This is a genomic window from Streptomyces sp. NPDC015345, assembly GCF_043078805.1.
Taxonomy (GTDB): Bacteria; Actinomycetota; Actinomycetes; order Streptomycetales; family Streptomycetaceae; genus Streptomyces.
Genome location: NZ_JBIBTX010000005.1, coordinates 146,672 through 166,752, shown reverse-complemented (window position 1 = coordinate 166,752; position 20,081 = coordinate 146,672). Strand labels below are relative to the sequence as shown.

20 protein-coding genes and 1 tRNA gene are annotated in these 20,081 nt (G+C 70.3%); 10 read left to right on the top strand and 11 right to left on the bottom strand.

From position 1 onward, the window contains the following. Window positions 1–505: 505 nt before the first annotated feature. Window positions 506–1,273: a hypothetical protein gene (locus tag ACF062_RS22015; protein ID WP_392140484.1), complete on the top strand. Its 768-nt coding sequence runs from the start codon at window positions 506–508 to the stop codon at window positions 1,271–1,273. 125 nt (window positions 1,274–1,398) lie between these two features. Here ACF062_RS22015 and ACF062_RS22010 read toward each other — a convergent pair. The 3 genes from ACF062_RS22010 to ACF062_RS22000 all read right to left on the bottom strand — a co-directional run bounded on the left by ACF062_RS22010 (window position 1,399) and on the right by ACF062_RS22000 (window position 3,296). Then, window positions 1,399–1,472: transfer RNA gene (locus ACF062_RS22010), tRNA-Pro, on the bottom strand. A 50-nt stretch (window positions 1,473–1,522) separates the two neighbouring features. Then, window positions 1,523–2,275 (bottom strand): Pr6Pr family membrane protein, encoded by a 753-nt coding sequence (locus ACF062_RS22005; protein ID WP_392140482.1) that lies wholly within the window; start codon window positions 2,273–2,275, stop codon window positions 1,523–1,525. A gap of 88 nt (window positions 2,276–2,363) precedes the next feature. After that, window positions 2,364–3,296, bottom strand: coding sequence for a metallophosphoesterase (locus ACF062_RS22000; RefSeq protein ID WP_223775905.1), 933 nt, complete (start codon window positions 3,294–3,296; stop codon window positions 2,364–2,366). A 117-nt stretch (window positions 3,297–3,413) separates the two neighbouring features. On the opposite strand from ACF062_RS22000, the gene ACF062_RS21995 reads away from it, so the two are divergent. After that, window positions 3,414–3,878, top strand: coding sequence for a GatB/YqeY domain-containing protein (locus ACF062_RS21995; protein ID WP_392140480.1), 465 nt, complete (start codon window positions 3,414–3,416; stop codon window positions 3,876–3,878). Window positions 3,879–4,120: 242 nt separating this feature from the next. Here the strand turns inward: ACF062_RS21995 and ACF062_RS21990 are convergent, their stop codons facing one another. Then, entirely contained in the window at window positions 4,121–6,427 is a 2,307-nt protein-coding gene (locus ACF062_RS21990) for a transglycosylase domain-containing protein (protein WP_392140478.1), read from the bottom strand. 480 nt (window positions 6,428–6,907) lie between these two features. Here ACF062_RS21990 and ACF062_RS21985 point away from each other — a divergent pair, with 480 nt between their 5' ends. Next, window positions 6,908–7,252, top strand: coding sequence for a WhiB family transcriptional regulator (locus ACF062_RS21985; protein ID WP_030782081.1), 345 nt, complete (start codon window positions 6,908–6,910; stop codon window positions 7,250–7,252). Window positions 7,253–7,362: 110 nt separating this feature from the next. On the opposite strand, the gene ACF062_RS21980 is transcribed toward ACF062_RS21985, so the two are convergent. Together ACF062_RS21980 and ACF062_RS21975 are read right to left on the bottom strand one after the other, a co-directional pair. Next, window positions 7,363–8,757: an ArsA family ATPase gene (locus ACF062_RS21980; protein ID WP_392140476.1), complete on the bottom strand. Its 1,395-nt coding sequence runs from the start codon at window positions 8,755–8,757 to the stop codon at window positions 7,363–7,365. Next, window positions 8,754–9,734 carry an ArsA-related P-loop ATPase gene (locus ACF062_RS21975; protein WP_223775909.1) on the bottom strand — a complete coding sequence of 327 codons (981 nt, stop codon included), beginning with the start codon at window positions 9,732–9,734 and terminating at the stop codon, window positions 8,754–8,756. Before ACF062_RS21975 ends, ACF062_RS21980 begins: the two co-directional genes overlap by 4 nt. Window positions 9,735–9,816: 82 nt before the next feature. Between ACF062_RS21975 and ACF062_RS21970 the strand changes: the two genes are divergently transcribed. The 4 genes from ACF062_RS21970 (at window position 9,817) to ACF062_RS21955 (ending at window position 12,280) form a co-directional block, all read left to right on the top strand. Beyond that, window positions 9,817–9,978, top strand: a complete 162-nt coding sequence (locus ACF062_RS21970; protein ID WP_003975360.1) for a DUF4177 domain-containing protein — start codon at window positions 9,817–9,819, stop codon at window positions 9,976–9,978. Continuing rightward, the gene (locus tag ACF062_RS21965; RefSeq protein ID WP_205034974.1) at window positions 9,975–10,445 is read left to right on the top strand and encodes a RidA family protein; all 471 of its coding nucleotides are present in this window, start codon (window positions 9,975–9,977) and stop codon (window positions 10,443–10,445) included. The genes ACF062_RS21970 and ACF062_RS21965 overlap by 4 nt, the downstream gene beginning before the upstream one ends. Window positions 10,446–10,518: 73 nt before the next feature. Next, the gene (locus ACF062_RS21960; RefSeq protein ID WP_392140474.1) at window positions 10,519–11,388 is read left to right on the top strand and encodes an NUDIX hydrolase; all 870 of its coding nucleotides are present in this window, start codon (window positions 10,519–10,521) and stop codon (window positions 11,386–11,388) included. Window positions 11,389–11,449: 61 nt separating this feature from the next. After that, window positions 11,450–12,280 (top strand): MBL fold metallo-hydrolase, encoded by an 831-nt coding sequence (locus ACF062_RS21955; RefSeq protein WP_392140472.1) that lies wholly within the window; start codon window positions 11,450–11,452, stop codon window positions 12,278–12,280. Window positions 12,281–12,406: 126 nt separating this feature from the next. On the opposite strand, the gene ACF062_RS21950 is transcribed toward ACF062_RS21955, so the two are convergent. Then, window positions 12,407–13,081 carry a Crp/Fnr family transcriptional regulator gene (locus ACF062_RS21950; RefSeq protein ID WP_016642758.1) on the bottom strand — a complete coding sequence of 225 codons (675 nt, stop codon included), beginning with the start codon at window positions 13,079–13,081 and terminating at the stop codon, window positions 12,407–12,409. 371 nt (window positions 13,082–13,452) lie between these two features. Here ACF062_RS21950 and nth point away from each other — a divergent pair, with 371 nt between their 5' ends. From nth to ACF062_RS21935, 3 genes are all read left to right on the top strand, one after another. Next, window positions 13,453–14,394, top strand: a complete 942-nt coding sequence (nth, locus tag ACF062_RS21945; protein WP_392140470.1) for an endonuclease III — start codon at window positions 13,453–13,455, stop codon at window positions 14,392–14,394. A gap of 65 nt (window positions 14,395–14,459) precedes the next feature. Beyond that, window positions 14,460–15,230, top strand: coding sequence for an NUDIX hydrolase (locus tag ACF062_RS21940; RefSeq protein ID WP_392140469.1), 771 nt, complete (start codon window positions 14,460–14,462; stop codon window positions 15,228–15,230). Window positions 15,231–15,279: 49 nt separating this feature from the next. Continuing rightward, complete coding sequence (locus ACF062_RS21935) at window positions 15,280–16,485, top strand: MarP family serine protease (RefSeq protein ID WP_392140468.1); 1,206 nt, start codon at window positions 15,280–15,282, stop codon at window positions 16,483–16,485. Between the two features lie 116 nt (window positions 16,486–16,601). On the opposite strand, the gene ACF062_RS21930 is transcribed toward ACF062_RS21935, so the two are convergent. The 4 genes from ACF062_RS21930 to nhaA form a co-directional block, all read right to left on the bottom strand. Continuing rightward, on the bottom strand, window positions 16,602–16,790 hold the full coding sequence (locus ACF062_RS21930) for a hypothetical protein (protein ID WP_223775915.1): 189 nt from the start codon (window positions 16,788–16,790) through the stop codon (window positions 16,602–16,604). A gap of 111 nt (window positions 16,791–16,901) precedes the next feature. Beyond that, window positions 16,902–17,897 carry an alpha/beta fold hydrolase gene (locus ACF062_RS21925; protein ID WP_392140467.1) on the bottom strand — a complete coding sequence of 332 codons (996 nt, stop codon included), beginning with the start codon at window positions 17,895–17,897 and terminating at the stop codon, window positions 16,902–16,904. After that, window positions 17,894–18,391 (bottom strand): phage holin family protein, encoded by a 498-nt coding sequence (locus ACF062_RS21920; protein WP_392140466.1) that lies wholly within the window; start codon window positions 18,389–18,391, stop codon window positions 17,894–17,896. Before ACF062_RS21920 ends, ACF062_RS21925 begins: the two co-directional genes overlap by 4 nt. Before the next feature lie 75 nt (window positions 18,392–18,466). Beyond that, on the bottom strand, window positions 18,467–19,867 hold the full coding sequence (gene nhaA, locus ACF062_RS21915) for a Na+/H+ antiporter NhaA (RefSeq protein WP_392140465.1): 1,401 nt from the start codon (window positions 19,865–19,867) through the stop codon (window positions 18,467–18,469). Window positions 19,868–20,081 lie beyond the last annotated feature (214 nt).

Here is a 20,081-nt window from a genome sequence, read left to right as displayed (position 1 = left end):
GTGATCTCGGCCTGCCAATTGCCGCTCTGCCTCGGCATGGTGATCAGCCCGCGGCTCTTGAGCGCCCCGGCGGTGACGGCGAGCTCGGGGCTGTCCGAGGTAACGGGGGTCTGATCCCGCCTCGATGCGGGTCAGGAGGTCGACTTGGCGGTCGTTGAACGGAGACCAGGGGTGCATGAGGCTGGTCGTACTGTCTGCGACCATCGCGGCACAAGCCGTATGCGGTGATTGCCCCTCGCTGCTTGAGGAGGAGTGCAGCGGACAGAGGCGTCGACCGCGACTCCGTGCTGCTGAGTTTGGCTGGCGCCGCCCGCACGAGAGGGCATTTCCTGACTTTACGCCTTCCGCCGAATGAACCGGGCCGAGAGTGGGTGACCTGGTTCAAACAGCGGAAGGACAACTCATGCAAGCGCGAGCAATGCAATGCGTATCAGAGGACCCTCGGGACCAGAACAAGGCGCCGGGCAGGATTCGGGCGCATGACGCCTGGGCGCTGGAGCTCCCCGTGCTGTTGGACACGATGAACGCACGGGCGGTCGAGTTCGACCTGGGGGAACAGAACATGCAGGCGGCGTTGGGCGTCATCACTGGGCGGCTCTGGCTGCTCGTGCGTCCCGGGCTGAGCGATACGCGAGTCGCGATCGCTGTCCGGTCTCTCCTGGCCCACTACATCCACCGGCCTTACCCGGTCTTGGCGTTCTGGCCGGCGTCGGATGGGCAGGGCGGGCGGGTGGAGGAAGTGGATGACCTGCCGGCTTCGATGCCGGCAGCTCCACCGGAGGTGACCGCAGACGTCCTGGATCTCTACAGCGACGGCAACTGGGCGCCGAAGGACGGCTGGCGGTGCGATGAGGAGGTCCTCGCGGAGTTGAAAGAGGTCGGAGTCCTTCATCTCAAGGGCGTCGTGGAGGACATCCCCGAAGACATGTACCCGTTGCCTGAGGGCCTCGGTGCCGTCGTGGCAGCTGGCTACGACGACGAGGGGATGGCGCATCCGCTGGTCTTCCTCCGCGGGGACCTGCCCACCGGGCTACAGGCCGACCTTCTCGGTTTCTGCCTCGCGTCGTTTGCTGGATCCGAGTACGAGAGCTGGGAGCCGGACGAGAACGGCCTGATCTTCGTAGGTACCGAGGCAGGGCCGGTGCGCGGACCTGGAGCCGCGCTTCTGGGCGCACTGATGGTCCAACGTTTGGGGCGGCGCCCGGGGGACTGTGCGTTCACGCTTCTCGACCCGCCGGAGGGAACTTCCCCGGTGTCGGAGATGGCTGCTTGATTGCCGGGAGATTTGGGAGCCGGATCTGGTGACTGGCTCCCAAATGGCTCCCAAGGCGACCGGAGAAACCACTCAGGGGCTTGATCCGCTAAGCGGATCAGGCCCCTGACCTGGTGTTTCAGCTGTCGGGGTGGCGGGATTTGAACCCACGACCTCTTCGTCCCGAACGAAGCGCGCTGCCAAGCTGCGCTACACCCCGATGTCGTTGCTCCACCGCCCCGCATTGCTGCAGGCCCGTGGCGACATCGATTACTTTAGCGGACCGGCGGCCTGAGACGAAATCCGGTTTTCGGGGCCCCGGGGCTCGGGGCGGACGCGGTCCAGGGTGATGGTCAGGAGAGCCAGGGCGTAGAAGGCCGCGCCGAAGGTGAGCGCGTTGGTCAGGACGCCCGCGTAGCCGTGGGCGTCGACGTCAAGGAACGGGTATGGATAGCGGGCCGGGGAGGCCGGCGGCATGAGGGCGCCGCGGGTGAGGGCGAAGGCCAGGTAGGCGACGGGGTAGAGCAGCCAGAGGGCCGCGTGGCGGGGGCGCAGGCCGCCCGGCCTGGTGAGCAGCAGCCAGTCGAGGGCCATCCCGAGCGGCGTCACGGTGTGCAGGAGCTGGTTGGCGTACGAATGCCAGCCGGCCATGGACGTCGCGTCCCCTGTCATGGAGAAGCCGCCGGGGCCGTTCGCCAGGACCAGGTGGTAGACGAGGCCCGTCGTCGCGATGAAGAGGAGCGTGCCGCCGGTCACCCATGGCGGCAGCGGGCGGTGGCCTCGCCAGGCCCGCCGCGCGGAGAGGCCGAGGACCACCGCCACCAGCAGGTTGCTCTGGACGGTGAAGTAGCTGAGGACGCGTAGCGGGCTGCCGGTGACCAGGTCGATCGTGACTCCGGTCACCGCGGCGAGGGCGATCAGCGCGCGCAGGGCGGCCACGACGGGACGGCGTACGCGTGGCACGACCGCCTCCGCCGGGACCCCTGAGGCGCTGGATATGCCTGAGGCAGTCGGATCGATCATGTTCTCCACGGTAGGGCCACCGACGTGAGCAGTGTCGCCGTCACCAGCCCGGGCTCCGGTCTCGCCGCCCCCTGACCCCGGCCCAGCCCTACGACACCCGCCGCTCCACCAACGTAAGCAGCGTCGCCTCCGGCGGGCAGGCGAACCGCATCGGCGTGTAGCGGTTCGCCCCGCAGCCCGCCGAGACGTGCATGAACGACGTCTTGCCCTCGGCCCGGTGCCTGGAGAGGCCCTTGACGCGGTCCGTGTCCAGGTCGCAGTTGGTGACAAGGGCTCCGTAGAAGGGGATGCACACCTGCCCGCCATGCGTGTGGCCGGCCAGGATCAGCGGGTAGCCGTCCGCCGTGAACGCGTCCAGGGAGCGCAGGTACGGCGCGTGCACGATGCCCATCGAGAAGTCGGCGCCGGAGTCCGGACCGCCCGCCACGCGCGCGTACCGGTCGCGTTTGATGTGCGGGTCGTCCACTCCCGTGAGCCCGATCTCGTAGCCGTCGATCTTCAGCGAGCCCCGCGTGTTCGTGAGGTTCACCCAGCCCGCGGCGTCGAAGCCGTCACGCAGGTCCTCCCACGGGTTGTGGATGACGCCGACCGCGGGGGCGTTGCCGTTCAGGCCGTGCTTGCCCTGGACCTTCTCGACCAGGTAGCGGGCGGGGTTGCGCGGCTTCGGCCCGTAGTAGTCGTTCGAGCCGAAGACGTACGCCCCGGGGAACCCCATCAGCGGGCCGAGCGCGTCCAGCGTCTCCGGTACGCCCTCGGGGTCGGAGAGGTTGTCGCCCGTGTTGATCACGAAGTCGGGACGCAGTCCCGCGAGCGACTGCAGCCACCGCTGCTTCTTGCGCTGACCGGACACCATGTGGATGTCGGAGACCTGGAGGACCCGCAGGGGGCGCATTCCCGGCGGCAGTACGGGCACCGTGACCCGCCTCAGCCGGAAGGAACGGGCCTCGAAGCCCACCGAGTAGGCGAGGCCGGCCGCGGCCGTCGCCGTGATGCCCAGGGGTACTGCGTATCGCGCGCGCATCCTCCCATCGTCTCAGACGCCGCCCGGCCCGAAACGGGAGGGCGGCCACGGGCAACCGGCCCGCACCCGGGGGAAATCGGCGGGCGGAAAACCGTCCGCACCTGCCACAATCAACCCATGACCACGCTCAAGTCGAAGCTTCAGGAAGACCTCACGGCCGCGATCCGGGGGCGTGACGAGCTGCGCTCCTCGACGCTCCGGCTGACCCTCACCGCCATCACGAAGGAGGAGGTCGCGGGCACGCAGGCACGCGAGCTCTCCGACGAGGACGTGCAGAAGGTGATCGCCCGTGAGGCGAAGAAGCGCCGTGAGGCCGCCGAGGCCTTCGGGCAGGCCGGGCGCACCGAGCAGGCCGAGAGGGAGAAGGCGGAGGGCGAGATCCTCGCCGAGTACCTGCCGAAGCCGCTCTCCGACGACGAGCTCCAGGCGATCGTCGCCCAGGCCGTCGAGGAGGCCAGGGCCGCCGGCGCCGAGGGGCCGCGCGCCATGGGCCAGGTCATGAAGATCGTGAACCCGAAGGTCGCGGGCCTGGCCGAGGGCGGCCGCGTCGCCGCCACGGTCAAGAAACACCTCGCGGGCTGAGAGCGGGCACGCCCCACCGTCCCGCACACCGCCACACGCAACCGCCACGCGCGAATGAGGGCGCCCCCGCAGCCGGGGGCGCCCTCATCGCCGTTCTACGCGGATACGGGGGCACCGGGGCACCGGGGCACGCGGCCACGGGGGAGCCGTGCCTACGTAGAAGCCATGCCTACGCGGAAGTCACATCCCCGCGGAAGTCACACCCCCGCGGGGAAGTCACACCCCCGCCGCCGCGGGCCCGCCTACCGGCGCCAGCCCCCGCCGATCCCGCCGAACCCGCCGCCATTGCCATGCCCACCGCCGTTGCCGCCACCGTTGCCGCCCCCGTTCCCGGCACCGCCCAGCATGTCCCGCGGAATGGAGATCCCCGGCCACGGATTGCCACCGCCGCCGGCACCACCGTCGTGGTCGCCGCCACCGCCGCCGCCACCGTCCGGCTTGTTGTCACGGTGGTTGCCGCCGCCGTCCCTGCCCTTGCCCTTGTCCTTGCCCCCGCCAGGGATATGCACGGAGTTGAAACCGGGCGCCGGCTTGCCCGCGAGCGCGCCGCTCATCGCGTCGCGCCAGATCGGCCCCGGCACCTCGCCACCGTAGACCTTGCCGTACGGGACGCCGCCGATGGTGATGCCGACCATCCGCCGCTTGTGCTGCGGGTCGCCGACCCAGACCGCGCCCGACATGTTCGGGGTGTAGCCCACGAACCAGGCGGCGTAGCGGTAGTCGGTCGTACCCGTTTTGCCCGCGCTCGGCCGCGAGCCGAGGCCGGCTTGCTTGCCCGTGCCGTCCTCGACCACGCCCCGCAGCAGCGTGTTCATCGTGTCCGCGGTCTTCTCCGACATCGCGCGCGAGCACGTCGTCTTCGGCACCTGCAACGACTTGCCGCCGAGCGTCGTGATCGACTCGATGGCGATCGGCGAGCAGTACGTGCCGCGCGAGGCGAAGGTGGCGTACGCCGACGCCATCGTCAGCGGCGACATCTCCTGCGTGCCCAGCGCGATCGACGGCGCCTGCGCCAGCTCCTCGCCGTCGGCCCGCTCGACGCCCATCTTGGCGGCCAGCTTCGTCACCGGGCAGATGCCGACGTCGCCGATCAGCTGCACGTAGTAGGTGTTGACCGACTTGGCGGTCGCTTCCTTCATGCCGTACGGGCCGACCTCGGACTCGTTCTCGTTGGTGAGCGTCTCGTTGTTGACGTTCACCCAGTCCTTGCCGCCACAGGTCGAGACCCGCTGCGGGTACGGCATCTCGTACGGGGACGAGTAGCTCTGGCTCGGCGACTTGCCGCCCTCCAGGGCCGCCGCCGCGACGATCGGCTTGAACGTCGAGCCCGGCTGGTAGCCCGCCCCGCCGCCCATGTCGTCGTCCACGGAGAGGTTGATCGTGGTCTCGTTCTTCTGGAAGCCGTAGGGCCGCGACTGGCCCATCCCGAGGATCTTGCCCGTGCCCGGCTCGACGATGGTGGCGGCGGTCGCCACCTCGTCGCTCTTGTTCACGTGGTCCTTGATCGACGCCTGCACCGACTCCTGCGTCTGCGGGTCGAGCGTCGTACGGATCTTCAGGCCGCCGCGGTTCCAGATCTTGGCCCGCTGTTCCTTCGTCTTGCCGAAGACCGGGTCGTTGAGGAAGACCTCGCGTACGTAGTCGCAGAAGAACCCGGCGCCGCTGACCGCGGTGATGCAGCCGTTCTTGGGGCGGCTCACCTTCAGGCCCAGGTCCGTCTTCTTGGCCTTGTCGGCCTCCTGCTGCGAGATGTCGTGCGTGTCGGCCATGCGCTGCAACACCACGTTGCGCCGCTGGGTGGCCTCCGTCGCGTCGTTGACCGGGTCGTACCGGCTGGGCGACTGCACGATGCCGGCGAGGAGCGCGGCCTCCTGGAGCTCGAGGTCCTTGGCGGGCTTGGAGAAGTAGCGCTGGGACGCGGCCTCGACGCCGTACGCCTGCTGACCGAAGTAGGTGATGTTCAGGTAGTTCTTGAGGATGCGCTTCTTGCCGAGCTTGTCCTCGACCTGGATCGCGTACTTCAGTTCGCGGATCTTGCGGCCCAGCGTCTGCTGCGTGGCCTCGGCGACCTTCGTCGGGTCGTCGCCCGCCTCCTCGACGAAGACGTTCTTCACGTACTGCTGTGTGAGCGTCGACGCGCCCTGTGAGACGCCGCCGCTCTGCGCGTTCTGGTTGAGGGCGCGCAGGATGCCCTTGAGGTCGATCGCGCCGTGCTCGTAGAAGCGGGCGTCCTCGATCGCGACGATCGCCTTCTGCATGTACGGCGAGATGTCCTTCAGGGGCACCACCGTGCGGTCACGCGAGTAGACCGTGGCGATGTGGCCGCCCTTGCTGTCCAGGATGCTGGTGCGCTGGCTCAGCGGCGGTTGTTTGAGGTTGGAGGGGATCTCGTCGAACCCCTCGACCGAACCCTTGGCCGCCAGGCCCAGCGCGCCGGCCGCGGGCAGGGCGATCCCGGCCAGCACCGCACCCGCCAGCACGCTGACACCGAGGAACTTCGCGGCCTGTTGAGTAGGTGACAGACCACCGCCCGAGCGCTTCTTTCCCATGGGGGCACCCTAATCCGTAGTCAAGGGCGTTCCGAGGGACCGAGTGATCATCGGAATGTTCGAGTGCAGGATCGTGACATCCGGGGCCACCCGAAGCGGTCGCGTCGGCGTTCCGAATCGCCGGACAGGCCTCAATGCCTTGGCCTAAGCTGCTGCCAACTGTCACAGCAGTGCGGTGCGGCGACAAGCCCTCCGTCACTCCCGGACCGCATGGATTTATGTCCGACTTCGCCGCATGTGGCGTTGGATGTCCGTTGTGGCGCAACTGAACTGCCCCGCTTTGCCGGGTACCTCACATATGTCGCCAGCTCACTCCGTCGGGTGATCTGCCGCTTACGCATAGTCCGTTCGGGCCATTCAAGATTGGGCCCGAAGGGGGTGTTGCGCTGTGCCCACCTTCCGTAACGTCCTCAACTGGCGGCGGTGAATATGCCGCTGCCGCCGTGGGGGAGCCTCGATTCGGGAGAGGACGGCGCCGGTATGGGCTGGGTAACCGACTGGAGTGCGCAGGCGGCCTGCCGCACTACCGATCCAGATGAACTGTTCGTTCAAGGAGCAGCGCAGAACAGGGCCAAGGCGGTGTGCACCGGATGCCCGGTGCGGACTGAGTGCCTGGCCGACGCGCTCGACAACCGCGTCGAGTTCGGCGTGTGGGGTGGCATGACGGAGCGTGAGCGCCGCGCACTGCTGCGCAGGCGCCCCACCGTCACCTCATGGCGCAGGCTCCTGGAGACAGCGCGCTCCGAGTACGAGCGCGGTGCGGGCCTGCTGCCCGTGGACTTGGAGGACGAGGAGACGTACGAGAGCTACGCCGCGGTGGGGTGACGCCTCGGTCGCTCGCGTAGCGCCCCGGTACGCCCGCGTGGTTCGGCAGCCAGCCCCGCATGGCGCCACCGGTCCGCTCGCATAACGCGGCCGCTCGCATGGCGCGGTGATCAGCCTGCCAGCCGGTCCCCGATGGCCCGGAGTCCCGCGAGGTCGTGCACATCGCCCGGCAGCGCGGCCACTTCCGCCACCGCCACCTCGGGGTGGAGCGCGGTGAAGCGGTCACGTGTGCGCTGTTCGCGCGCCAGCAACTGCATGCGTTCGGCGTGCAGGCGCAGCAGTCCGGCGGTCAGTCGCTCGACAGAGGCGTCGGACGGGCCGGACGGACCGGAAGGGCCGGGTGGTTCGGACGGCTGGGGCGGCCGAGCCGGTTCGGACTGGGATGGTGCGGATGGGGACTCGTGGGGAGCCTCGGCGGGCGCCTGGTTCTCGGGAGTCGCGGGAATCTCCGAAGTCGCGGGATTATCAGAGGAGTTACGCACTCCAACCTTCCCGTCCCCCTGATCCACAATGCCGCTCTCTTCAAGATTTTCCGCGGCGGCGAGCGCCCGCTCGGCCGACAGCTGCGCGGCACCGCTGCCGTGCACACGGTTCAGCACCAGACCGGCCAGCGGCATGTCGTCGGCAGCCAGGCGCTCCACGAAGTACGCGGCCTCCCGCAGCGCGTCCCGCTCCGGCGAGGCCACCACGATGAACGCCGTGCCCGGCGCCTGCAACAGCCGGTACGTGGCGTCCGCCCGCGTGCGGAACCCGCCGAACATGGTGTCCATCGCCGCCACGAACGTCTGTACGTCACGCAGCAGCGGCCCGCCGAGCAGCTTGCCCAGCGCCCCCGTCATCATCGACATGCCGACATTCAGGAACTTCATCCCGGCCCGGCCGCCCACCTTCGCCGGCGCCATGAGCAGCCGGATCAGCTTGCCGTCCAGGAAGGACCCGAGACGCTTGGGCGCGTCCAGAAAGTCCAGGGCCGAGCGCGAGGGCGGCGTGTCGACGACGATCAGGTCCCACTCGTCCCGCGACCGCAGCTGCCCCAGCTTCTCCATCGCCATGTACTCCTGCGTGCCCGCGAAGCCCGCCGAGAGCGACTGGTAGAAGGGGTTGGCGAGGATCGCGGCGGCCCGCTCCTTGTCCGCGTGCGCCTCGACGATCTCGTCGAACGTCCGCTTCATGTCGAGCATCATGGCGTGCAGTTCGCCGTCGCCGTCGACTTCCTTGACCCGCCGCGGCACGTTGTCGAGCCGGTCGATGCCCATGGACTGCGCGAGCCTGCGCGCCGGGTCGATGGTGAGTACGACGACCTTGCGGCCCCGCTCGGCCGCGCGCAGACCGATGGCCGCCGCCGTGGTCGTCTTGCCGACGCCACCCGAGCCGCAGCACACCACGATCCGGGTCTTCGGGTCGTCGATCAGGGCGTCGACGTCCAGGGCGCGGGCGGGGTCGAGGGGCCGGGCGGGGCCCGAGGCGCCCGCCGGGTCCGAGGTCCGTGCCGGTTCCGGGGTCATGCGATCCCTTGCTTCCGCAGTGCCGTGGCGAGCTCGTACAGGCCCGCGAGGTCCATCCCGCCCGCCAGCAGCGGGAGTTCGTGCAGCGGCTGGCCGAACTCCGTCAGCACGTTCCGCTGGTCGCGCTCTAGGGCGTACCGCTCGGCGTACTCCGCGGCCTGCTCCAGGAGCGGGTCGACCAGCCGCTCGGCGTTGCCGCCCCGCCGGGCCCCGCCGAGCCCCGCGGCGGAGAGCGACCTGGCGATGGCCGTACGAGGCGCCTGCTCCAGGCCCAGCTCCAGCTCGGCCTCGTCGAGCAGGGCGGAACGCACCATGTTCACGATGACCCGGCCCACCGGCAGCCGCGCGGCCCGCAGCTCGGCGATGCCGTCCGCGGTCTCCTGGACGGGCATCTCCTCCAGCAGGGTGACCAAGTGCACGGCCGTCTCAGGTGACTTGAGGACCCGCATCACGGCCTGCGCCTGGTTGTGTATGGGCCCGATCTTCGCGAGCCCGGCGACCTCGTCGTTGACGTTCAGGAAGCGGGTGATGCGCCCGGTCGGCGGGGCGTCCATGACGACGCAGTCGTACGCGTACCGCCCGCTCTTGTCCTTCCTGCGCACCGCCTCGCAGGCCTTGCCGGTCAGCAGGACGTCCCGCAGCCCCGGCGCGATGGTGGTCGCGAAGTCGATGGCGCCCAGCTTCTTCAGGGCGCGTCCCGCACCCCCCAGTTTGTAGAACATCTGGAGGTAGTCGAGCAGCGCCAGCTCGGGGTCGATGGCGAGGGCGTACACCTCCCCGCCCCCGGGAGCGACGGCGATCTTCCGCTCCTCATAAGGCAGCGCCTCCGTCTCGAAGAGCTGCGCGATGCCCTGTCTGCCCTCGACCTCGACGAGAAGGGTGCGTTTCCCCTCCGTCGCGAGGGCGAGCGCGAGGGCCGCGGCCACCGTGGTCTTGCCGGTACCGCCCTTGCCACTGACGACCTGGAGCCTGCTCACACTCGTGAGCCTAACCAGTCGCCGCCGGGCCTACGCAGGAGCCCACCGTGAGCATCCTCTCGTACCGACTACAGTCGGCCACATGACCAAGTGGGAATACGCAACCGTGCCTCTGCTCGTCCACGCCACGAAGCAGATTCTGGACACCTGGGGCGAGGACGGCTGGGAGCTGGTCCAGGTCGTGCCCGGGCCGAACAACCCCGAGCAGCTCGTGGCCTACCTGAAGCGGGAGAAGCAGGCGTGAGCGGGGCCGTCGAGGCGCGCCTCGCCGAGCTCGGCCTGACGCTGCCCGCCGTCGTGCCGCCGCTGGCCTCGTACCAGCCGGCCGTCCAGTCCGGCGTGTACGTCTACACCGCGGGGCAGCTCCCGATGGTGGACGGCAAGCTCGCCGTGACCGGGAAGGTCGGCGCCGAGGTCACCCCGGAGGAGGCCAAGGACCTGGCCCGTACCTGCGCGCTGAACGGCCTGGCCGCGGTGAAGTCCGTCGCCGGTGACCTCGACCGCATCGCGCGCGTCGTGAAGGTCGTCGGCTTCGTGGCCTCCGCCCAGGACTTCACGGGCCAGCCCGGCGTGATCAACGGCGCGAGCGAGCTGCTCGGCGAGGTGCTCGGCGACAAGGGCGTGCACGCCCGCAGCGCCGTGGGTGTCGCCGTGCTGCCGCTGGACGCGCCGGTCGAGGTCGAGTTCCAGGTGGAACTGACCGAGGCGTGAGCCCGGCCGGGCCCTCACGGGGCCCCGATTGCCGCCTCTCGAACATCAGCCCACCAGGGGATAGCCTCCGCCCATGGCAAATGGGCAGTGGTACCCCCCGGAGTGGCCCGACCGCATCCGCGCCCTCGCGAGCGGCGAGCTGACTCCGGCGACCCCGCGCCGCGCCGCCACCGTCATGCTGCTCAGGGACGGTGGCAGCGGCCCGGAAGTTCACATGCTGCGCAGACGCGCCTCCATGGCCTTCGCCGGAGGCGCGTACGCGTATCCGGGCGGCGGCGTCGACCCGCGCGACGACGACCACCTGGTGCGCTGGGCGGGGCCCACGCGCGCGTGGTGGGCCGCCAGGCTGGGCGTCGACGACGAGGCCGCGGCCCAGGCGATCGTCTGCGCCGCGGTCCGCGAGACGTACGAGGAGGCGGGCGTGCTGCTCGCCGGGCCCACTCCGGAGACCGTCGTCGGCGACACCACGGGCGAGGACTGGGAGGCGGACCGCGAGGCACTGGTGTCCCGTGACGTCTCCTTCGCGGACTTCCTGGGCCGCAGAGGGCTGTTCCTGCGCAGCGACCTGCTCGCGGCCTGGGCGCGCTGGATCACCCCGGAGTTCGAACCCAAGCGCTACGACACGTTCTTCTTCGTGGCGGCGCTTCCGGCGGGGCAGCGCACGCGCAACGCCTCCACGGAGGCGGACCGGACCGTGTGGATCCGCCCGGCGGAGGCCGCCGCCCGCTACGACGAGGGCGAGCTGCTGATGATGCCGCCGACCATCGCGACGCTGCGGGCGCTGAGCGCGTACGGGGCGCCTTCCGAGGCGCTCGGCGCGGCCGGGGCCCAGGACATGGCTCCGGTGCTCGCCCAGGCGCGGCTGGAGGGCGGCGAGCTGGTCCTTTCCTGGCCGGGCCACGGCGAATTCACCAAGCGGATCGCCCCGGACGGCGCGAGGTGACCCCGGACCGCGCCCGTACGCATCCCACGCACACCCCGACCCCGACGGGAGTCACCCCCGCATGACAGAAGCCGCCGCCCTCCCGGGACAGCCCCGTGGCGGAGTCCTCAGCGGTCCCGCGACCGCCCGCGCGGTCAACGTCCTGGCGCCCAACCCCTCCGCCATGACGCTGGACGGCACCAACACCTGGATCGTCTCGGAGCCGGACTCGCCCCTCGCGGTGGTCGTCGACCCGGGTCCGCTCGACGACGCCCATCTGAGCCGCGTCATCGAGACGGCCGCGAAGGCGGGCAAGCGCGTGGCCCTGACCCTGCTGACCCACGGCCACCCCGACCACGCGGAGGGCGCCGCCCGCTTCGCCGAGCTGACCCGCACTCACGTACGCGCCCTCGACCCCGCCCTGCGGCTGGGCGAGGAGGGCCTCGCGGCCGGCGACGTGATCACCACGGGCGGCCTTGAGATGCGCGTGGTGGCCACCCCCGGCCACACCGCGGACTCGCTCTGCTTCCATCTCCCGGCCGACCGGGCCGTCCTGACGGGTGACACCATCCTCGGTCGCGGTACGACGATGGTGGCGCACCCTGACGGCCGCCTGGGCGACTATCTGGACTCCCTGCGCCGCCTGCGGTCGCTGGCGGTCGACGACGGCGTCCACACGGTCCTGCCGGGCCATGGGCCGGTCCTGGAAGACGCCCAGGGGGCCGTCGAGTTCTACCTGGCCCACCGGGCCAACCGCCTGGCCCAGGTCGAGACGGCCGTGGAGAACGGTCATACGGAGGCCGCGGACGTCGTCGCGCATGTGTACGCGGACGTGGACCGCTCCTTGTGGCCGGCCGCGGAACTGTCGGTCAGGGCGCAGCTGGACTACCTGCGCGAGCACGGCCTGATCTGACCAGCCCGACCTGACCAGCCCGATCTGACCGGGGCGCGGGCAGCGGTGCCCGGTCCCGCGGCCGGGCGGGAACGCGACGGGCCCCGCCTCCGAAGAGGCGGGGCCCGTCGGCGTACGGAGACGGCGTCAGCGCGACCGCTTGGCGAGGCGCTCGACGTCCAGCAGGATCACCGCGCGCGCCTCCAGACGCAGCCAGCCGCGGCCCGCGAAGTCCGCCAGGGCCTTGTTGACCGTCTCGCGGGAGGCGCCGACCAGCTGGGCGAGCTCTTCCTGCGTGAGGTCGTGCACGACGTGGATGCCCTCCTCGGACTGCACGCCGAAGCGGCGCGACAGGTCGAGCAGCGCGCGGGCCACGCGGCCCGGCACGTCGGAGAAGACCAGGTCGGACATCTGGTCGTTGGTCTTGCGAAGGCGCCGGGCGACGGCGCGCAGCAGCGCGGCGGCCACCTCGGGCCGGGCGTTCAGCCAGGGCTGGAGGTCGCCGTGGCCGAGGCCGAGCAGCTTCACCTCGGTGAGGGCGGAGGCCGTGGCCGTCCGCGGGCCGGGGTCGAAGAGCGACAGCTCACCGATCAGCTCACCGGGGCCGAGCACCGCGAGCATGTTCTCCCGGCCGTCGGGCGAGGTGCGGTGGAGCTTCACCTTGCCCTCGGTGACCACGTACAGGCGGTCTCCGGGGTCGCCCTCATGGAAAAGCGCATCCCCGCGCGCGAGCGTCACCTCACTCATGGAGGCGCGGAGCTCCGCGGCCTGCTCGTCATCGAGCGCCGCGAAGAGCGGGGCGCGCCGCAGAACGTCGTCCACGAGTTCTCTCCTTGTCGACCTGCATCAGGGGACCGTGTTCCCCATTTTGCCGGACGGTCCAAACAGTGTGATCAGTCACAAGTCTGCCGCACCTGCGCGGCGTGCTGTGGGGGAGGGGGCCAATTGGGGGCCGATCTCCGGGGTCAGGGTCGGATGTCAGTGGGGGGCTCTAGGCTGGCCGGGTGTCCAAAAAGCCGGTGAGAACACAGGCCGAGGGGGCCGAGAAGGTGGCCGCACCCCGCGATTCCGCTGTGGGCGAACAGTGGTCCGGAGGGTCGGACAATCCGACAATTCGGGCGGGTGTGGTGCGTTCGAAGGACACATCGCCGTCGGCGGAGAGCGCACGGTCGTCGACGATGGGGGTAGGGGCGATGAGAGAACCGTCCCCACGGCCCCCCGAGAAGCGACCGGCCCCCGCGCGGCGACCGACCTCCCCGAAGAAGGCACCCCCAGTGACGAAGAAGACGCCGGCCGCGGCCGCCTCCGCCAAGAAGGCCGCCGAAGCGCCCGCGAAGAAGGCCGCCCAAGCTCCCGCCAAGAAGGCCGCGCCCGAGTCCCGCACCGCGCTCGTCCGCCGCGCCCGGCGGATCAACCGCGAACTCGCCGAGGTGTATTCGTACGCCCACCCCGAGCTGGACTTCGAGAACCCCTTCGAGCTGCTGGTCGCCACGGTGCTCTCCGCGCAGACCACCGACCTGAGGGTGAACCAGACGACGCCGCGTCTGTTCGCCAAGTACCCGACCCCGGAGGACCTGGCCGCGGCCGTCCCCGAGGAGGTCGAGGAGCTGATCAGGCCCACCGGGTTCTTCCGCGCCAAGACGAAGTCGATCATGGGCCTGGCGAAGGCCCTGCGGGACGACTTCGGGGGCGAGGTGCCGGGGCGCCTCGACGACCTGGTCAAGCTGCCCGGCGTGGGCCGCAAGACCGCGTTCGTCGTCTTGGGCAATGCGTTCGGCGTCCCCGGCCTCACTGTGGACACCCACTTCGGCCGGCTCGTACGCCGCTGGAAGTGGACCGAGGAGACGGACCCGGAGAAGGTCGAGGCCGCCGTGGCCTCGCTCTTCCCGAAGAGCGAGTGGACGATGCTCTCGCACCGCGTCATCTTCCACGGCCGCCGTATCTGCCACTCCCGCAAGCCCGCCTGCGGCGCCTGCCCGATCGCCCCGCTCTGTCCGTCGTACGGAGAGGGCGAGACCGACCCGGAGAAGGCGAAGAAGCTCCTGAAGTACGAGATGGGCGGATTCCCCGGCCAGCGGCTCAAGCCCCCGGCGGACTACCCCGGAAAGCCCGCGCCGCCGCTGACGGCGGGGTGAATGCGCGGCGGGACGGAACGAACCCAGGGGCGAAGAGCGTTGACGAGAGACGGACGGGGGTGCCGATGACGCACGCGAGCGAGACGACGAACGCCACGGACGACGACAGCGGGTTCAAGGCTGCGGGCAAGGGCAACGGCAATGGCAGCGGCAGCGGCGACGATGGCACCAGCCACCTCCTCAGCACCGACTCCCTGCCCTCCTGGCTGACCCCCGTCGCCCGCGCCGCCCGGACCATCCAGCCGCTCCAGCTGAGCCGCTTCCTGCCTCCGGAGAGCGGCGCAGGCCGCCAGTCCGCCGTCCTCGTCCTCTTCGGAGAGGGCGAGCGTGGCCCCGAGCTGCTCCTGATGGAGCGCGCCGGCTCCCTCCGCTCCCATGCCGGGCAGCCCTCCTTCCCCGGCGGCTCCCTCGACCCCGAGGACGGCGACCCGCGCACCGACGGCCCCCTCCACGCCGCCCTGCGCGAGGCCGAGGAGGAGACGGGCCTCGACCCCGGGGGCGTCCAGCTCTTCGCCGTACTGCCGCGCCTGTTCATTCCCGTGAGCGATTTCGTCGTGACGCCCGTGCTCGGCTGGTGGCGCGAACCGAGCCCGGTCGGTGTCGTCGATCCGAACGAGACCGCCCGCGTCTTCACGGTGCCCGTGGCAGATCTCACGGACCCGGCGAACCGCGTGACGGCGATCCATCCGAGCGGTCACCGCGGGCCCGCGTTCCTCGTCGAGTCCGCTCTGGTCTGGGGTTTCACCGCGGGCGTGATCGATAGGATTCTGCACTTCGCGGGCTGGGAGCGCCCCTGGGACCGCAGTAAGCAGGTCCCGCTCGACTGGCGCGCATGACAAGGTTGCAGCGAAGTGGCGACCGCGATGCGAGGCGAGGATTGAATCGGTGAACGTGCTGGACGTCCTGCTGCTGCTCGCCGCGGTGTGGTTCGCGATCGTGGGCTACCGCCAGGGCTTTGTGGTCGGCATCCTCTCGGTGATCGGGTTCCTCGGCGGCGGTCTCGTCGCCGTCTACCTGCTGCCGGTCATCTGGGACGCCCTGACGGACGACGACGCGGCACAGGTGAGTACGACCGCCGCGGTGGTCGCCGTCGTCATCGTGATCGTCTGCGCCTCGATCGGCCAGGCCTTCACCACCCACCTCGGCAACAAGCTGCGCAGACACATCACCTGGCAGCCCGCCCGCGCCCTGGACGCGACGGGCGGCGCGCTGGTGAACGTGGTGGCGATGCTCCTGGTCGCCTGGATGATCGGCTCCCTCCTCGCCAGGACGACGATGCCCACGGTCGGCAAGGAGGTGCGCAACTCCAAGGTGCTCCTCGGCGTCTCGCGCGCCCTGCCGGCCGAGGCCGACACGTGGTTCGACGACTTCTCCTCCGTCCTCGCGCAGAACGGCTTCCCGCAGGTCTTCAGCCCGTTCTCGAACGAGCCGATCACGGAGGTCCAGCCCCCCGACCCCAAGCTGGCCAAGAGCAAGGTCGCCACGACCGCCAAGCGCTCCATCGTGAAGGTCCGCGGTGAGGCCCGCAGCTGCGGCAAGGTCCTCGAAGGCACCGGCTTCGTCTTCGCCGACCGCCGTGTGATGACGAACGCGCACGTGGTCGGCGGCGTGGACGAGCCGACCGTCCAGATAGGCGATCAGAGCCAGGTGTACGACGCGAAGGTCGTCCTCTACGACTGGGAGCGGGACATCGCCGTACTGGACGTGCCCACGCTGAAGGCGCCGCCGCTCCAGTTCACGTCCAAGGACGCGGCCGGCGGCGACGGCGCCATCGTCGCGGGCTTCCCCGAGGACGGGCCCTACGACGTCCGCCCCGCGCGCGTGCGCGGCCGCATCTCGGCCAAGGGGCCCGACATCTACCACCGGGGAACCGTGCGCCGCGACGTCTACTCGCTCTACGCGACGGTCCGCCAGGGCAACTCCGGCGGCCCCCTGCTCACGCCCGACGGCAAGGTCTACGGCGTGGTCTTCGCCAAGTCCCTCGACGACCCCGACACCGGTTACGCCCTGACGGTCGACGAGGTGCGCGGGGACATCGAGCGCGGCCGCACCGCCAGCCAAGAGGTCGACAGCCAGGGCTGCGCGCTCTAGGGCCTGTCTGACAATTCGCGTCGTCGCCCGCGAGGCAGGCGGGAATTGTCAGACAGGCCCTAGGGAGCCGGCTTCCAGGGAGGCGTCTTCCGGGAAGCCGTGGGCAGTGGGCCGGGTCAGTCGCGCGTATGCCGCAGCCGCGCGGAGACCCAGCGGGCCCTGCGGCGGAGAATGCGGGGAATGCCCATGCCTTGAGGGGGGCCGTGGCGGCCCGGATTCTGTGCCCCGCCCCTCTTCTGGCTGTTCAGCGCTGCGGCCGAGCGGCGATTGCGTGCTACGTCACTGTAGTCGTGCGTCCAGCCCATACCCCGACGTGTGCCCGTGCCTCATGGTCGGTAACCGTGCGCAGGGAACCCAATTGGCCTATGCGCCGGGCAATTGGCGTTCGTAGGACATGTGTTCGTGTGTGGTCCGGCTCAGCGGTCGGGCTCGGGGTCCTTCAGCCAGTTCACCAGCTCCGTGGAGAACGCCGCCGGGTCCTCCTCGTGCGGGAAGTGTCCGAGTCCGTCGAACAGCCGCCAGCGGTACGGCGCTTCGACGTACTCACCGGACCCCGCCGCGCTCCTCGTACGCATCACCGGATCGAGCGAACCGTGCAGATGCAGTGTCGGCACCCGCACCGGCCGCTTCATGCGGCGATTGAACTGGATGCCGTCGGGCCGTGCCATCGACCGCACCATCCAGCGGTACGGCTCGATCGAGCAGTGCGCCGTCGACGGGATGCACATGGCGCGCTGATACGTCTCCACCGCCTCGTCCTCCGGCAGGCGGGGCCCCGACCAGTCCCGGACCAGACGCCCCACCAGGGCGCCGTCGTCGGCGACCAGTTGACGCTCCGGCAGCCACGGCCGCTGGAAACCCCACACATAGGACCCCGCGGCGGTCTGCTTCCTGTCGGAGAGCATCGCCGAGCGCCAGCGGCGCGGATGCGGCATCGAGGAGACCGCGAGGCGGCGCACCAGCTTGGGGCGCATCACGGCCGCCGTCCACGCGAGGTAGCCGCCGAGGTCGTGCCCGACGAGCGCGGCGTCCGGCTCACCGAGCGAGCGCACGACGCCGGTGATGTCGAGCGCGAGGTTCGCCGGATCGTAGCCGCGCGGGGTGCGGTCGCTGCCGCCCACGCCCCGCAGGTCCATCGCGACGGCCCGGAAGCCCGCGTCGGCGAGCGCCACCATCTGGTGCCGCCACGCCCACCAGAACTGGGGGAAGCCGTGCAGGAGCAGGACCAGCGGCCCGTCACCCATTTCGGCGATGTGGAACCGCGCGCCGTTGGCGGCCACGTCCCGGTGGGTCCAGGGTCCTTCGATGCGTACGGCGGATGCCGGTTGCGCCGAATGGGCGGTGGCGCCGAGCGTGGGGCCGTACTGGGTGGCGCCGGTGCGGGCGTGGTCCTGATGGGCGGGGTCCGTCATGAGGACGAGCGTGCCACAGTGGCCCCCGTCTCACCGACTCGGACGTCCAGGGCGGCGGCCGGGCTCACCGCACGGGGATGCGGTTTGACGTTTCCCAGTACGGCAGCCGTCTCTTTGGCCGAAGCGGCGACCTTCTGCGGGCCCTTGCCCTTCTTGGCCTTCTTGGCGAAGACGACGCCGATCAGCGCGAGCACCCCGGCCACCAGCACATTGGCGGCGAAGGACAGCAGGAAGCAGACCGCGAGGTTCCAGCCGCTCCAGGTGCGGATGCCGTACGCGAGGGCGAAGCTCAGCATCGGCAGCGAGAAGATGAGGACCGTGCCGGCCGCGGCGAACGCGCCACCGCCGATCGCGCCGCGCTTGACGTCCTGTCGCAGCTGGGCCTTGGCCAGCGCGATCTCGTCGTGCACCAGCGCGGACATCTCGCCGGTCGCCGTGGCGACCAGCTGGCCGAGGCTGCGCTCGGCGCCGACGTGACCGTCGGGTGAACTCATCGCGTTCTCCCCTTTTTCTCTTCTGGTCTCTTCTGAGTCATGTCTGCTCAGACTTCTGAGATATGTCTGCTCAGATCATGCCGGACCATTGCCATCCTCGCGTTCCCCGCCCGACACTTCGGCAAGCCTGCGGTGTTCCGCGGCCTTCTTCTCGTAGATGGCGGCCATTCGGCGGTGGTACTCCGGGTCCTCCAGCTCGTAGATGTCCGGTACGCCGCTGAGGTCCTCGTCGCGCTCCTCGTCCTCCCACAGCTTGCGGTACTTGGCGTTCCGTACCTTCAGCAGGATTCCGGAGAGCACGGCCGCGATGAGCGACCCGGTGAGCACGGCGGCCTTGATCTCGTCGGTGAGCAGGGGGTCCTCGGTGAACGCCAGTTCGCCGATCAGCAGCGACACCGTGAAGCCGATGCCGGCCAGTGACGCGACCGCGAACACGTCGGGCCAGGCCAGGTCGTCGTTGAGCTCCGCCTTGGTGAAGCGGGCCGCGAGCCAGGTGCCGCCGAAGATGCCGACCGCCTTGCCGACCACGAGGCCGAGGACCACGCCGAGCGTCTCCGGCTGGGTGAATACGTCGCCGAGCGCGCCGCCCGCGACGGAGACACCGGCGCTGAACAGGGCGAACAGCGGCACGGCCAGGCCCGCGGAGAGGGGGCGTACGAGATGTTCGATGTGCTCGCCGGGGGAGTGCTGCTCGCTCTCGTCCTCCTTGTGGCAGCGCAGCATCAGGCCCATGGCGACGCCCGCGATGGTGGCGTGGATGCCGCTGTTGTACATCAGGCCCCAGATGGCGAGCGCCAGCGGCACGTAGATGTACCAGCCGCGTACCCGCTTCCTGAGCAGCAGCCAGAAGACGGCCAGGCCGAGGACGGCGCCACCGAGCGCGGGGAAGTCGAGGTCGCTGGTGAAGAAGACGGCGATGATCAGGATCGCGAAGAGGTCGTCGACGACCGCGAGCGTGAGCAGGAAGGCCCTCAGCGCGGACGGCAACGACGTGCCTATGACGGCGAGCACCGCGAGCGCGAAGGCGATGTCGGTGGCGGTCGGCACGGCCCAGCCCGCCATCGAGCCGCCGCCGAAGGCGTTGGTCAGGACGTAGACGAGCGCGGGCGCCGCCATGCCGCAGAGCGCGGCGATGACGGGCAGCGCGGCGGCCTTGGGATCGCGCAGGTCACCGGCGACCAGCTCGCGCTTGAGTTCGATGCCCGCCACGAAGAAGAAGACGGCGAGCAGGCCGTCGGCCGCCCAGTGCTGGATGGAGAGGTCGAGTCCGAGCGCAGAGGGCCCGAGGTGGAAGCCGCGCACCGACTCGTAGGAGCCCCCGGCCGTGTTCGCCCAGATCAGCGCGGTGACGGCGGCGACGAGCAACAGGACTCCGCCGACCGTCTCGGTACGCAGGGCGTTGGCGACGAAATTCCGCTCGGGCAGCGAGAGGCGGCCGAGAACCTTGCGGTTGGTGCGGGGGGCGGGCGCGGTCACGTGAGTCGACCTCCGGTCGGTGGGCAGGGCTGAGCACTTGCCGACCAGACTTCCCGGCGCACCTGGGTACTTCTCTTCACGATGTCGCGGCACATCTCATCACGACTTCTTGGCGCGATGTTGACGTGATCCTTAGCTTACCTAACGCACACCTGGACGTATCCGGCGTTCTTCACTTTATGCACAAAGAAGGCACCCGGCGCGCTGCCGGGTG

What these genes read in the sequence shown, in the direction of transcription:
- ACF062_RS21920 (WP_392140466.1), bottom strand. Translation starts at nt 18,391, where the DNA reads ATGAGTTCACCCGACGGTCACGTCGGCGCCGAGCGCAGCCTCGGCCAG.
- ACF062_RS21970 (WP_003975360.1), top strand. Translation starts at nt 9,817, where the DNA reads ATGACCAAGTGGGAATACGCAACCGTGCCTCTGCTCGTCCACGCCACG.
- ACF062_RS21980 (WP_392140476.1), bottom strand. Translation starts at nt 8,757, where the DNA reads ATGACCCCGGAACCGGCACGGACCTCGGACCCGGCGGGCGCCTCGGGC.
- ACF062_RS21990 (WP_392140478.1), bottom strand. Translation starts at nt 6,427, where the DNA reads ATGGGAAAGAAGCGCTCGGGCGGTGGTCTGTCACCTACTCAACAGGCC.
- ACF062_RS21985 (WP_030782081.1), top strand. Translation starts at nt 6,908, where the DNA reads ATGGGCTGGGTAACCGACTGGAGTGCGCAGGCGGCCTGCCGCACTACC.
- ACF062_RS22005 (WP_392140482.1), bottom strand. Translation starts at nt 2,275, where the DNA reads ATGATCGATCCGACTGCCTCAGGCATATCCAGCGCCTCAGGGGTCCCG.
- ACF062_RS21940 (WP_392140469.1), top strand. Translation starts at nt 14,460, where the DNA reads ATGACGCACGCGAGCGAGACGACGAACGCCACGGACGACGACAGCGGG.
- ACF062_RS21925 (WP_392140467.1), bottom strand. Translation starts at nt 17,897, where the DNA reads ATGACGGACCCCGCCCATCAGGACCACGCCCGCACCGGCGCCACCCAG.
- ACF062_RS22000 (WP_223775905.1), bottom strand. Translation starts at nt 3,296, where the DNA reads ATGCGCGCGCGATACGCAGTACCCCTGGGCATCACGGCGACGGCCGCG.
- ACF062_RS21930 (WP_223775915.1), bottom strand. Translation starts at nt 16,790, where the DNA reads ATGGGCTGGACGCACGACTACAGTGACGTAGCACGCAATCGCCGCTCG.
- ACF062_RS21995 (WP_392140480.1), top strand. Translation starts at nt 3,414, where the DNA reads ATGACCACGCTCAAGTCGAAGCTTCAGGAAGACCTCACGGCCGCGATC.
- ACF062_RS21960 (WP_392140474.1), top strand. Translation starts at nt 10,519, where the DNA reads ATGGCAAATGGGCAGTGGTACCCCCCGGAGTGGCCCGACCGCATCCGC.
- ACF062_RS21955 (WP_392140472.1), top strand. Translation starts at nt 11,450, where the DNA reads ATGACAGAAGCCGCCGCCCTCCCGGGACAGCCCCGTGGCGGAGTCCTC.
- nth (WP_392140470.1), top strand. Translation starts at nt 13,453, where the DNA reads ATGAGAGAACCGTCCCCACGGCCCCCCGAGAAGCGACCGGCCCCCGCG.